Consider the following 12,762-nt stretch of genomic DNA (forward strand, 5'->3'; position numbering starts at 1 on the left):
TGTCGAACTTGAGGATCTTGGCGGTGATTTCCTGGCCGGCCTGAACGACTTCGCTCGGGTGGCGGACACGGCGCCAGGCCATGTCGGTGATGTGCAGCAGGCCGTCGATGCCGCCGAGGTCGACGAAAGCACCGTACTCGGTGATGTTCTTGACCACACCGCGGACGATGGCGCCTTCCTTCAGCGTCTCCATCAGCTTGGCGCGCTCTTCGCCCATCGAGGCTTCGACCACGGCACGGCGCGACAGCACGACGTTGTTGCGCTTGCGGTCGAGCTTGATGACCTTGAACTCCATCGTCTTGTTTTCGAAGGGAGTCAGGTCCTTGATCGGACGGGTGTCGATCAGCGAGCCCGGCAGGAAGGCGCGGATGCCGTTGACCAGCACCGTGAGGCCGCCCTTGACCTTGCCGCTGGTCGTGCCGGTGACGAATTCACCGGATTCCAGGGCCTTCTCGAGCGCCAGCCACGAAGCCAGACGCTTGGCCGTGTCGCGCGAGAGGATGGTGTCGCCGTAGCCGTTCTCGACGGAACCGATGGCCACGGAGACGAAGTCGCCGGCCTGGACTTCGAGTTCGCCCTTGTCGTTCTTGAATTCGTCGATCGGCACGTAGGCTTCGGACTTCAGGCCTGCATTGACCACGACGTGGTTGTGCTCGACGCGGACCACCTCGGCGGTGATCACTTCGCCCGCGCGCATTTCGGAACGCTTCAGGGACTCTTCAAAGAGGGCGGCAAAAGATTCGGACATTGAGTTTCCTTCCGGTCTCTCCAGGTTTCCAGCCGCCCATGCAACATCGCGTGCGGCTGTTTCTATGACTGGAACCGGTGGTTTGGGCAGTGAAGCCCGGGGGTTGAGGTTGAACAACCAGCAGGCCGGTGCGCTGACGCGCGAGGGGAGCCTGGCTGGAGCGATAGGCGCACCCGGCAGGGCCGGGGCGCCGAGCCCGACGAAAGCGCTTAATGCGTCTCGAAGGGCTGCACCTGCCGCCACCAGTCCAACACCTGCGCGACCGACTGATCGATGCTGAGGAAGGAGTTGTCCAGGAGGCGGGCGTCCTGCGCGGGTTTGAGCGGGGCGACGCTTCGATTCGAATCGCGGGCGTCGCGTGCTTCCAGGTCCGCGCGAAGGTCGGCGAGTATAGCGGGAATTCCTTTGGAAATCAATTGCTTATGCCGCCGCTCGGCCCGGTGCTCGGCACTGGCCGTGAGGTAGACCTTCAGCGGCGCGTCGGGGAAGATCACCGTGCCCATGTCGCGGCCGTCGGCCACCAGCCCGGGCAGGCGGCGGAAGCTGTGCTGCAGTTCGGTGAGGGCCGCCCGCACGCCGGGCAGGGCCGACACGCGCGAGGCGTCCATGCCGGCCGCCTCGGTGCGGATGGCGTCCGTCACATCCTCGTCGGCCAGCAGCACACGGCCGGCGTCGAAGCGCAGCGGCAGCGCGCGGGCAATGGCGGCGATGGCGGCCTCGTGGGCCGGCTCCGGCTCCAGGCCGGCCCGGCGGGTCGCGAGACCCGCCACGCGGTACAGCGTGCCCGAGTCCAGGTAGTGGTAGCCCAGCCGCAGCGCCAGCTCGGCCGCCAGCGTGCCCTTGCCCGAGGCGGTGGGGCCGTCGACGCAGAGCACCGGCACCTCGTCCGCCGCGACGACCGAGAACAGGGTCTCGAAATAGTCGGGGAAGGTCTTGGCGACGCATTTCGGATCGAGGATGCGCAGCGGCCGGCGGTCGGGGTTGAAGGCGGCCAGCGAGAAGCACATGGCCACCCGGTGGTCGTCGTACGTGTGGATGGCGGCCGGCTTCCAGCCGCCGACGGGCAGTGGATGCACGACGATGAAGTCCGGCCCCGATTCGACGGTGGCGCCCAGCTTGCGCAGCTCGGCCTCCATGGCGTCGATGCGGTCGGTCTCCTTCACGCGCCAACTGGCGATGTTGCGAAGCCGGCAGGGGCCGTCGGCATAGAGCGCCATCACGGCCAGCGTCATGGCGGCGTCCGGAATCGCGTTGCAGTCCAGGTCGATGGCCTTGAGCGGCCAGGCGCCGCGGCGCACCTCCAGCCAGTTGGGGCCGCTGTCCACTTGCGCGCCCATCTGGCGGGCTGCGTCGATGAAACGGATGTCGCCCTGGATCGAGTCGGCGCCCACGCCTTCGATGCGGATGCCGTTGCGCCCCGGCAGCGGTGCGGCGAGCGCGCCCAGGCCGATGAAGTAGCTGGCCGAGGACGCATCCGCCTCGACATGAATGCGCCCGGGCGTGAGGTAGCGGCTGCCCTGCGGGATGGTGAAGCGGCGCCATTCCTCGCGCTGCACCTGGATGCCGAAGCGGGCGAGCAGGTTGAGCGTGATCTCGATGTAAGGCTTGGAGATCAGCTCGCCCACCACCTCGATCACCACATCGCGGCTGCCGGCGGCCAGTGGCAGGGCCAGCAGCAGCGCAGTGAGGAACTGGCTCGACACATCGCCCCGCACGCGGATCGGGGTGTCGAGCTGCAGGGCTGAGATCTGGGCCGGGCGGATGCGCAGGGGCGGATAGCCGGGGTTGCCCAGGTAGTCGATGGGACAGCCCAGCTGCACCAGGGCGTCGACCAGGTCGCCGATCGGGCGCTCATGCATGCGCGGCACGCCAAGCAGCTGGAAGTCGCCGCCCAGCAGCGCCAGCGCCGCCGTCAGCGGCCGCATGGCCGTGCCGGCATTGCCCAGGAACAGGTCGGCCTGCCGCTGCTTCACCTGGCCGCCCAGGCCTTCGATGCGCAGCACCGCGCCGTCACGGGCGAGGGTGCAGCCCAACTGGGCCAGCGCCTCCAGCATGACGCGGGTGTCGTCCGAATCCAGCAGGTCGTGGATCTCGGTCGTGCCGCTGGCCAGTGCAGCCAGCAGGAGCACGCGGTTGGAGATGCTCTTGGAGCCGGGCAACCGCACGGTGCCGCCGGCGCCGGCCAGCGCGGGAAGGTCGAGGAACTCGGTGGCGTACATGGAAGAGGCAGATGAAGGAGGGCCGCGGGAATCGGGGACTCAGCGCTCGAACGCGGGGGCGACAAGGATCACCATCGGCCGACGCGCGCGTGCGCTCAGTGGGAGAAGGCGGGCTTCAGGGCGGCGCGGGCACGGCTGGCCCGGCCGATGGCATCGCTGAGGCCGCTCGCGTCGCCTGCGGCGATCTGCGCCTCGAAGTCCGCCAGCGCCTCGCGGAAGGTGCGCGATTGACGCAGGACTTCCTCGCGGTTGGCCAAGAGGATGTCGCGCCAGACGGCCGGATCGCCGGCGGCGATGCGCGAGAAGTCGCGAAATCCGGGACCGGCGAGTTCGAGCCAGCGGGCGCCATCGGGTTGCTGCGCGATGGACTGCATGAAGGCGAAGGCCAGCAGGTGGGGCAGATGACTCACCGCCGCCAGGGCGGCATCGTGGCTCGCGGCGTCCATCGTCAGCACGCGGGCGCCGATCCGGCTCCAGACCTCGATGGCGCGCTGTACCTGCTCGGCGCGCGAGCGTTCGGTGGGCGTGAGGATGACATGCCGGCCCACGAACAGCGCGCCTTCGGCATGCTCGACGCCTGCGACTTCCTTGCCGGCGATGGGATGGGCGGGCACGAAGTTGCCGACCTGATGCTGCAGCGCGCGAAGGCCGGCCTGCACCACGTCGCCCTTGGTCGAGCCCACGTCCATCAGCAGCGTCTGCTCGCCGAGGCCGTGGCGGATGGCGCTCAGCGTCGACTCCGTCGCGGCCACGGGCACCGCCAGCACCACGAGGTCGGCGCCTGCGACCGCCTGCAGGGCGGAAGGCGCCCCGGTGTCGATCACACCCAACTGGCGCGCGCGCTCGGTGGTCGAGGGCGACTTGCTGTAGCCGACGACCCGGCGCACCAGCCCCGCCTGGCGCAGCGCCAGGGCAAAGGAGCCGCCGATGAGGCCACAGCCGATCAGGCCGAGTTGCTGGAACATCCTCGGACTCAAGCCTTGACGGGATAGGCGCCGATGATCTTGAAGAACGCGCACAGGCCGCGCAGTTCGGCCAGGGCCGCGGCGACGTTCGGCTGGCTGGGATGGCCGTCGAGGTCGATGTAGAAGTAGTACTCCCACTGGCCGGTGCGGGCGGGGCGCGACTCGAAGCGCGTCATCGAGACCTTGTGCTCCTTCAGCGGCACGAGCAGATCATGCACCGCACCCGGCTTGTTGGGCACCGAGACCACGAGGCTGGTCATGTCGCGTCCAGAGGCCGGCGGCATCGCCAGCGTGTGCGGCAGGCAGATGACGGCGAAGCGCGTGCGGTTGTACGGATCGTCCTGGATGGCATGGGCCACGATGTGCAGGCCGAACTGCGTGGCGGCACGTTCGCCAGCGATGCCGGCCCACGCCGGGTTGGTGGCCGCCAGGCGGGCGCCTTCGGCATTGCTGGAGACGGCGCGCCGCTCGGCCTTCGGCAGATGCTTGGACAGCCAGCCGTGGCACTGCGCCAACGCCTGCGGATGGGCCATCACCACTTCGATATCGTCCAGCGAGTTGCGGCTGCACAGCAGGTTGTGGCGCACCAGCAGGCTGACCTCGCCGACCACATGGGCGGGCGAATGCAGGAACAGGTCGAGCGAACGGGCGACGGCGCCTTCGGTGGAGTTCTCCACGCCCACCACGCCGTACTGCGCGCTGCCGGCGGCCGTGGCGTGGAAGACTTCGTCGAAGGTGGCGCAGTACACCAGATCGGCCGCACCGCCGAAGTACTCGATGGCGGCTTGTTCGCAGAAGGTGCCTTCGGGGCCCAGCACCGCCACGCGCTGCGGCGATTCGAGTGCCAGGCAGGCGGACATGATCTCGCGCCAGATGGCTTCGACGTGCGCGCCCTTGAGCGGGCCGGGGTTGTTGCGCTTGACCTTCTCGATGACCTGCGCGACACGGTCAGGCCGGAAGTAGGGCGTGCCTTCGCGCTTCTTCACCTCGCCCACCAGTTCTGCCACATGGGCGCGCTGGTTCAGCAGGTCGAGCAATTGGGCGTCCAGCGCATCGATGCGCTCGCGTAGAGGCGCGAGGCTGTCGGCGGCGGAGGAGGAGGGGGGGGGAGGGGATTGGTCAGCAGTCATCGAGCGGACTCACGCCTGTATTCAGGCGTGCAGGCGCTCGAATTCTCTCATGTAGGACACAAGTGCCTGAACGCCTTCCAGCGGCATGGCGTTGTAGATGCTGGCGCGCATGCCGCCCACGGACTTGTGGCCCTTGAGCTGCAGCAGCCCGGCCGTCTTCGCGCCTGTCAGGAAGGCCTCGTTGCGCGATTCGTCGGCCAGCAGGAAGGGCACGTTCATGCGCGAGCGGCAGGCCGGATCGACCTTGCTCACATAAAAGGCCGATGCGTCGATGAAGTCGTACAGCAGCTTGGCCTTGGCGATGTTGCGCGCCTCCATGGCAGCCACGCCGGTCAGCTCGCCTTCCTTCTGCTGCAGCAGCCACTGGAAGGTCAGGCCCGCCATGTAGATGCCCCAGGTCGGCGGCGTGTTGTACATCGAATCGTTCTCGGCCACGAGCTTGTAGCTGAAGGCGCTTGGGCAGATCGGCAGGGCGCGGTCGAGCAGGTCTTCGCGCACCACCACCAGCGTCAGGCCGGCGGGGCCGAGGTTCTTCTGGGCACCACCGAAGGCCAGGCCCACACGGCTCCAATCCACGCTGCGCGATGCGACATGCGAGGAGAAGTCGATGACCAGCGGCGCGTCGCTGCCGAGGGCTTTCAGGTCGGGCAGTTCCTGGAACTCGATGCCGTTGATCGTCTCGTTGGAGCACAGGTGCACATAGGCGGCGTCTGCGCTCAGCGACCACTTGGCGGCTTCAGGAATCGCCACATGGCCGCCTTCGGCGTTGGTGGCGGCCATGCGCGCCTTGCAATACCGGCCCGCTTCCTTGAGCGACTTGGTGCTCCAGCTGCCGGTGACCACGAAGTCGACCGTGCCACCGCGCGAGAGGTTCAGCGGCACGATGGCGTTCTCGCCCAGCCCACCGCCCTGCATGAACAGGATTCGGAAGTTGGACGGCACCGCCAGAAGCTGGCGGAAGTCAGCCTCCGCCTGCCCGATGATCTCGCCGAATTCCTTGCCGCGGTGGCTCATCTCCATCACGCCCATGCCGCTGCCGTGCCAGTCGAGCATCTCCGCTGCCGCGCGGCGCAGCACGGCCTCGGGCATGGCGGCCGGGCCGGCAGAGAAGTTGTAAGGACGGCGTGGGGCGGCGGGTGTCATTCGGCGGCGGGCGGCGGGCGGCGGGCGGCGGGCGGCGGGCGGAGGCGCAGGCAGGGGTTACTTCTTGGCGGGGGCCTTGGGTGCGGCGCTGCCGCTGGTGCCGCTGCTGCTTGCACCGTTGCCCTTGGCCGCACCACCATCGGTGGGCGCGCCCAGGGCCTTGGCGACGTTGGTGTCCAGGGCGCGCAACTTGGGCTCGACCGACGTGCGGGTCTCGGCCACCAGTTTCTCCGTCAACGCGTTCTGCAGCTGCGGATTGAGTTCCTGGTATTTCTTGCTCACCGGCGAGCTGACCCAGGCCACGAGCTGGCGCATCTCTTCTTCATTGAAGTTCTGGTCCAGCACCGGCGTCAGGGCCGCGGGAGCCAGTTGGACGGCCTTGTCGCGCACCAGCGGATAGGCGTCGTCGAAGTACTTCTTCAGTTCGGCGTCGGCGGCCTTGCCGGCGGCTTCGCGCTTGGCCTCGGGCACTTGCGTCTGCAGGTAACCGGCACCCGCGCGGGCGATCGGCAGGCTCGACTCTTCGACCAGGCCCCGCGCCAGCGCTTCCACGCCCGGACGCTGCAACTCGATGAACTGCTTGATGAGGGCAGCCTTGTCCTGGGCCCAGGCGCCGGAGACGGCTGCAGCGAGCGTGGCGCCGATCAGGGCGGTCTTGATGTGTTTCTTCATTGAGGGTTCTCCTGGGATGGATCTGCGGCGTCTTCCGCATCGGCGGCCGCGTTGGCGTCGTTCTCGACGATGCGCTGCAGCCCGCTGAGCTTGGCGCCTTCGTCGAGGTTGATGAGCGTGACACCTTGCGTCGCGCGGCCGAGTTCGCGGATTTCTGATACGCGTGTACGTACCAGCACGCCCTTGTCGGTGATGAGCATGATCTCGTCATCCACATGCACCAGCGTGGCGGCCACGACCTTGCCGTTGCGCTCGCTCTGTTGAATCGCGATCATGCCTTTGGTTCCCCGGCCGTGGCGGGTGTACTCGGTGATGCTGGTGCGCTTGCCGTAGCCGTTCTCGGTGGCGGTGAGCACGCTCTGCGTCTCATCCTCGGCCACCAGCATGGCGATCACGCCCTGCCCGTCCTCCAGCATCATGCCGCGCACGCCGCGGGCATTGCGGCCCATGGGCCGTACGTCGTTCTCGTCGAAGCGCACAGCCTTGCCGCCATCGGAGAAGAGCATCACATCGTGCTTGCCGTCCGTCAGTGCCGCGCCGATGAGGTAATCGCCGTCATCCAGGTCGACGGCGATGATGCCGGCCTTGCGCGGGTTGCTGAATTCGTCGAGCGCTGTCTTCTTGACGGTGCCCATCGACGTGCCCATGAAGATGTAGCGGTCGGACGGGAAGTTGCGCGTGTCGCCGGTCAGCGGCAGCACCACGGTGATCTTCTCGCCCTCGGCCAGCGGGAACATGTTGACGATCGGTCGGCCGCGCGAATTGCGCGAGCCCGAAGGCACTTCCCACACCTTGAGCCAGTACAGCCGCCCGCGGTTGGAGAAGCAGAGGATGTAGTCGTGCGTGTTCGCAATGAAGAGCTGGTCGATCCAGTCGTCTTCCTTGGTCGCGGCGGCCTGCTTGCCCCGACCGCCGCGCTTTTGCGCCCGGTACTCGGAGAGCGGCTGGCTCTTGATGTAGCCGCTGTGCGAGAGCGTGACCACCATGTCGGTGGGCGTGATCAGGTCTTCGGTGGAGAGGTCCTGCGCGCTGTATTCGATCTCGCTGCGGCGCGCGCCCAGCTTGGTCTGGCCAAACTCTTGCCGCAGGGCGCCGAGTTCCTCGCCGATGATGACCGACACGCGCTCGGGCTTGGACAGGATGTCGAGCAGGTCGTCGATCTCCGCCATCACTTCCTTGTACTCGGCGACGATCTTGTCCTGCTCCAGGCCGGTCAGGCGCTGCAGGCGCATCTGCAGGATTTCCTGTGCCTGCGTCTCGGAAAGGCGGTAGAGGCCGTCGCCCATCAGGCCGTAGATGCGCTCCAGGCCTTCGGGCCGGTAGTCGTCGGCATTGATGGTGCCGCCGTCGGCGCGCGCGCGGGTGAGCATCTCGCGCACCAGCTTGCTGTCCCACGAGCGGGTCATCAGCTCGGCCTTGGCCACCGGCGGCGTGGGCGACTCGCGGATGATGCGGATGAACTCGTCGATGTTGGCCAGCGCAACCGCCAGGCCCTCGAGCACGTGGCCGCGCTCGCGCGCCTTGCGCAGGTTGAACACCGTGCGCCGCGTCACCACCTCGCGGCGGTGCTGCAGGAAGACCTGCACCAGGTCCTTCAGGTTGCACAGCTTGGGCTGGCCATCCACCAGGGCCACCATGTTGATGCCGAAGGTGTCCTGCAGCTGCGTCTGTTTGTACAGGTTATTTAAGACCACCTCCGGCACTTCGCCGCGCTTGAGCTCGATCACCAGGCGCATGCCCGACTTGTCGGACTCGTCCTGGATGTGGCTGATGCCCTCGAGCTTCTTCTCGTGCACCAGTTCGGCCATGCGCTCCTGCAGCGTCTTCTTGTTCACCTGGTAGGGCAACTCGTCGACGATGATGGCCTGGCGCTGGCCGCGGTCGATGTCCTCGAAGTGGCACTTGGCCCGCATCACCACCTTGCCGCGGCCGGTGCGATAGCCTTCCTTGACGCCGTTGATGCCATAGATGATGCCGGCCGTCGGGAAGTCGGGTGCCGGCACGATCTCCATCAGGTCGTCGATGCTGGCGTCGGGGTGGCGAAGCAGATGCAGGCAGGCGTCCACCACCTCGTTCAGGTTGTGGGGCGGAATGTTGGTGGCCATGCCCACCGCAATGCCGCCTGAGCCGTTGACCAGCAGGTTGGGCAGGCGGCTGGGCAATACCAGTGGTTCTTTTTCGCTGCCGTCGTAATTGGGGCCGAAATCGACGGTTTCCTTGTCGATATCCGCCAGCATTTCATGCGCGATTTTTGCAAGGCGAATTTCGGTATATCGCATCGCCGCCGCACTGTCGCCATCGACCGAGCCGAAATTGCCCTGGCCATCCACCAACATGTGGCGCATGGAGAAATCCTGCGCCAGACGCACGATTGTGTCGTAGACCGACTGGTCGCCATGCGGGTGGTACTTGCCGATGACATCGCCAACGATACGGGCCGACTTCTTGTAGGGCCGGTTCCAGTCGTTGTTGAGCTCGTGCATCGCGTACAGCACACGGCGATGCACGGGCTTGAGGCCATCCCGCGCGTCGGGCAGGGCGCGCCCGACGATCACGCTCATCGCGTAGTCGAGATAGCTGCGCCGCATCTCCTCCTCGAGGCTGATGGGCAGGGTTTCCTTGGCGAACGATGTCATGAGGCGGCAGCAGGTCGGCGGGCGAAACGGTGGATTTTACGTTGCCCGCGGTGTCGCGAGACAGCAACACAAGTGCGGCTTTCCGTTGCAGTCCTACGCCGGCCGGGGCGGGCGCGCCCGGTTTGAGAAAGACCCTATGGCACAATGAACTCCAGCGTTTTGGGTGGTGGTCACTTGAGACGTCCTTGTTTCGCGGCTGCGGCTGCGGCTTTTTCCCCAAGAGGAGAACCATGAAGAAACTGAATAAAGTGGCGATGATGTTTGCAGTCGCTGCGCTCGCCACGGCCGCCGGCGCGCAGACCAAGGTCACCGCCGCGAACGGTGGTCCCGTGATCGACAACTGGCAGAACGGCACTGGCGAGCTGGTCTGGAAGAACGGCACCAACGAACTCTGCTGGCGCGATGCCAACTGGACCCCCGCCACGGCCGCCGTGGGTTGCGATGGCGCTCTGGTTACCGCTGCCCCCGCTCCCGTTGCTGCGCCCCCGGCTGCCGTGACGCCGCCCGCGCCGCCTGCACCGCCGGCCGTTGCCGCTTCGAAGGTCACCTTCGCTGCCGACGCCTTCTTCGACTTCGACAAGTCGGTCCTGAAGCCGGAAGGCCGTGCCAAGCTGGACGATCTGGTCTCCAAGATCAAGGGCATCAACCTGGAAGTCATCATCGCCGTGGGTCACACCGACTCCATCGGTACCGATGCCTACAACCAGAAGCTGTCGGTGCGCCGTGCCGAAGCCGTGAAGGCCTATCTGGTCTCCAAGGGCATCGAACGCAACCGCGTGTACACCGAAGGCAAGGGCGAGAAGCAGCCCGTCGCCGACAACCGTACCAAGGAAGGCCGCGCCAAGAACCGTCGCGTGGAAATCGAAGTGGTCGGCACCCGCGCCAACTGATTTCGATCAGCCCGCTGAAAACCCCGCCTCGGCGGGGTTTTTTTATGGCCATTCCTCGCATCCGGTCGATGACTTCGACGCGAACTCCATAATTCAACGATGACGGCAACTCATCCCAACGCAGATCCGGCCGAACTGGCCAAATTTTCTGAACTGGCCCACCGCTGGTGGGATGTGGACAGCGAATTCCGCCCCTTGCACGAGATCAATCCGTTGCGGCTCGAATGGATCGAGGGGCAGGTGCCTCTTGCGGGCCAGCGCGTGCTGGACGTTGGTTGTGGTGGCGGCATCCTATCGGATGCCATGGCGCGTCGCGGCGCCGACGTCCTGGGCATCGATCTGGCGGGCAAGGCGCTCAAGGTCGCGCAATTGCACGCCCTCGATGCAGGCACCCAGGGCGTGCGCTATCGCGAGGTGGCGGTGGAGGCGCTGGCCGAAGAGGCTCCCGGCAGCTTTGATGTCGTCACCTGCATGGAAATGCTGGAGCATGTGCCGAAGCCGGCTTCAGTGGTTCAGGCCTGCGCCAAGCTGGTCAAGCCTGGTGGATGGGTGTTCTTTTCCACCATCAATCGCAATGCCAAGGCGTTCATGCTGGCGATCGTGGGCGCGGAGTACGTGCTGAACATGCTGCCGCGGGGAACCCATGAATACGCCAAGCTGATCCGGCCGGCGGAGCTTGCGGCGCACTGCCGGGCGGCATCGCTGATGATCGATCACTCGCGGGGGCTCCAATACAACCCGTTGACCCGCCGTTACTGGCTCAACGACGACGTGAGTGTCAACTACATGCTGGCAACGCGGCGCGCGGTCCAGGCGGCCGGCGCATGAGCACAGTGCCCTGGCTGGACATTCAGGCGGTCCTGTTCGATCTCGACGGCACCCTCGTCGACAGCGCGCCCGAACTGGGCGCGGCCGCCGATCGGATGCGGGTCGAACGGGGCATGGCCTCGCTGCCGCTGAGCGCCTACCGGTCCATGGCTGGCGCCGGTGCGCGAGGCATGCTGGGTGTGGCATTCGGGCTGCGACCCGAGGACGCGCAGTTCCCTGAGCTGAGGGAGGAGTTCTTCAAGAACTATGAAGCGCTCATGCTCGATGGCACCCATGCCTTCGAGGGCGTCGAGGCACTCATCACCCAACTCGGCTCTCGTCGCCTGCCCTGGGGTGTGGTCACCAACAAGGCCAGCCGCTTCACGGTGCCACTGACTGGGAGCATGCCGTTGTTCCGCACAGCAGGGGCGATCATCAGCGGGGACACCACGCCGCATTCGAAGCCTCATCCGGCGCCGTTGCTCGAGGCGGCACGGCGCATGGGGGTGGACCCTGCCCGCTGCGTCTATGTGGGCGATGACCAGAGGGACATCGTCGCAGGTCGGGCCGCTGGCATGAGGACGGTTGCCGTTGCCTATGGCTACCTTGGCGCGGAGGCCGATGTCACCCTTTGGGAGGCGGATGCGGTGATTTCTTTGCCCCTCGACCTCTTGCAATGGTTGCCGTCGGCCTAAAATGAACGGTTCTGGGGCTGCATTGGTTTCGACGTGGGTTCGGGACCGCAGTGGTGCATGTCGAGCTGAATGTGCTCGTAAAACAGATTCAAACAAACTAACTGCAAACGACGAACGTTTCGCACTCGCAGCCTAATCGCTGCGAGCCTTGCAACAGTCGGCCGATGGGCTGGGCAAGGGGGCGTTAGAGCAATCTGACGCCTCCCGGCTGCAAGGTTAATCACATTGGCTGGCGGCGGTCCGGGTACCTTGGGCCGTTGCGAGATCTAAGGGTGCTGGCTGTCGGCAAAGCGTGCGTCTGCGCGTTGCCGGTGGCGAGATCCAAAACAGAGCGCTAAACATGTAGATCTGCGCGGCGAAGGCTTGCGGACGGGGGTTCAAATCCCCCCAGCTCCACCACACATCAGCGTTGCTATCGCCAACGCCCTCCGAGCCCGGACTGCGAGCCAGATCCGGGCTCATTTCTTTGATGCCTGCCTTGCCGCACCCTGTGAGACAGAGCGCTGGGGCGAGCCCGCAAAAAAGCCCGGCGGTGCCGGGCTTTCGTGCATGCGCTGATGCAGCGTTCAGGCGGCCTTGACGCTCTTCTTGGCCTTGGCCTTGTGGGCGACCTTGTGCTTGGTGGCCTTCTTGGTGTGCTTGGCCGAGGCGGCCTTCACGGCCGGCGCGTCGGTCGGCGCCGCGGCGGGGGCCTGGGCGAAGGCGCCGGTGGCGATCAGACCGGCGGTGGCGAAAGCGAGAAGCTTCTTCATAAGAACATCCTTTGGGATTGACGGTTTTTGGGACTGCCTTGATGAGCACTCAGCCATACACGGGATCGTGGCCGGCTGCTTGTAAAACGGCGCAGACGCGATCCG

General features: G+C 66.2%; 11 protein-coding genes and 1 other RNA gene. 4 read left to right on the forward strand and 8 right to left on the reverse strand.

What is annotated here, in order from left to right; translation table 11 throughout:
- From KBC94_RS28050 to gyrA, 7 genes are all read right to left on the reverse strand, one after another.
- The coding region (locus tag KBC94_RS28050) for a S1 RNA-binding domain-containing protein (protein ID WP_294378632.1) at window positions 1-748 on the reverse strand (748 nt) is incomplete at its 3' end.
- Between the two features lie 209 nt (window positions 749-957).
- Window positions 958-2,967 (reverse strand): bifunctional 3-phosphoshikimate 1-carboxyvinyltransferase/cytidylate kinase, encoded by a 2,010-nt coding sequence (locus tag KBC94_RS28055; protein WP_294378582.1) that lies wholly within the window; start codon window positions 2,965-2,967, stop codon window positions 958-960.
- A 95-nt stretch (window positions 2,968-3,062) separates the two neighbouring features.
- Window positions 3,063-3,932, reverse strand: a complete 870-nt coding sequence (locus KBC94_RS28060) for a prephenate dehydrogenase/arogenate dehydrogenase family protein (protein ID WP_294378583.1) — start codon at window positions 3,930-3,932, stop codon at window positions 3,063-3,065.
- Window positions 3,933-3,940: 8 nt separating this feature from the next.
- Window positions 3,941-5,062 carry a prephenate dehydratase gene (pheA, locus tag KBC94_RS28065; RefSeq protein WP_294378585.1) on the reverse strand — a complete coding sequence of 374 codons (1,122 nt, stop codon included), beginning with the start codon at window positions 5,060-5,062 and terminating at the stop codon, window positions 3,941-3,943.
- A gap of 21 nt (window positions 5,063-5,083) precedes the next feature.
- Complete coding sequence (serC, locus tag KBC94_RS28070) at window positions 5,084-6,205, reverse strand: 3-phosphoserine/phosphohydroxythreonine transaminase (protein WP_294378587.1); 1,122 nt, start codon at window positions 6,203-6,205, stop codon at window positions 5,084-5,086.
- 57 nt (window positions 6,206-6,262) lie between these two features.
- On the reverse strand, window positions 6,263-6,877 hold the full coding sequence (locus tag KBC94_RS28075; protein WP_294378588.1) for a DUF2059 domain-containing protein: 615 nt from the start codon (window positions 6,875-6,877) through the stop codon (window positions 6,263-6,265).
- Window positions 6,874-9,513: a DNA gyrase subunit A gene (gene gyrA, locus KBC94_RS28080; RefSeq protein WP_294378589.1), complete on the reverse strand. Its 2,640-nt coding sequence runs from the start codon at window positions 9,511-9,513 to the stop codon at window positions 6,874-6,876. The genes KBC94_RS28075 and gyrA overlap by 4 nt, the downstream gene beginning before the upstream one ends.
- 230 nt (window positions 9,514-9,743) lie before the next feature.
- Between gyrA and ompA the strand changes: the two genes are divergently transcribed.
- The 4 genes from ompA to ssrA all read left to right on the forward strand — a co-directional run bounded on the left by ompA (window position 9,744) and on the right by ssrA (window position 12,304).
- Window positions 9,744-10,403, forward strand: a complete 660-nt coding sequence (ompA, locus tag KBC94_RS28085; RefSeq protein ID WP_043113615.1) for an outer membrane protein OmpA — start codon at window positions 9,744-9,746, stop codon at window positions 10,401-10,403.
- 99 nt (window positions 10,404-10,502) lie between these two features.
- The gene (gene ubiG, locus KBC94_RS28090; RefSeq protein WP_294378590.1) at window positions 10,503-11,231 is read left to right on the forward strand and encodes a bifunctional 2-polyprenyl-6-hydroxyphenol methylase/3-demethylubiquinol 3-O-methyltransferase UbiG; all 729 of its coding nucleotides are present in this window, start codon (window positions 10,503-10,505) and stop codon (window positions 11,229-11,231) included.
- Window positions 11,228-11,905 carry an HAD-IA family hydrolase gene (locus KBC94_RS28095; RefSeq protein WP_294378591.1) on the forward strand — a complete coding sequence of 226 codons (678 nt, stop codon included), beginning with the start codon at window positions 11,228-11,230 and terminating at the stop codon, window positions 11,903-11,905. Before ubiG ends, KBC94_RS28095 begins: the two co-directional genes overlap by 4 nt.
- Window positions 11,906-11,918: 13 nt before the next feature.
- Window positions 11,919-12,304: a transfer-messenger RNA gene (gene ssrA / locus KBC94_RS28100) on the forward strand.
- Between the two features lie 167 nt (window positions 12,305-12,471).
- On the opposite strand, the gene KBC94_RS28105 is transcribed toward ssrA, so the two are convergent.
- Complete coding sequence (locus KBC94_RS28105) at window positions 12,472-12,657, reverse strand: hypothetical protein (RefSeq protein WP_017757035.1); 186 nt, start codon at window positions 12,655-12,657, stop codon at window positions 12,472-12,474.
- Window positions 12,658-12,762: the final 105 nt, after the last annotated feature.

It is taken from the genome of Pseudacidovorax sp. (assembly GCF_017991995.1).
Taxonomy (GTDB): domain Bacteria; phylum Pseudomonadota; class Gammaproteobacteria; order Burkholderiales; family Burkholderiaceae_C; genus Xenophilus.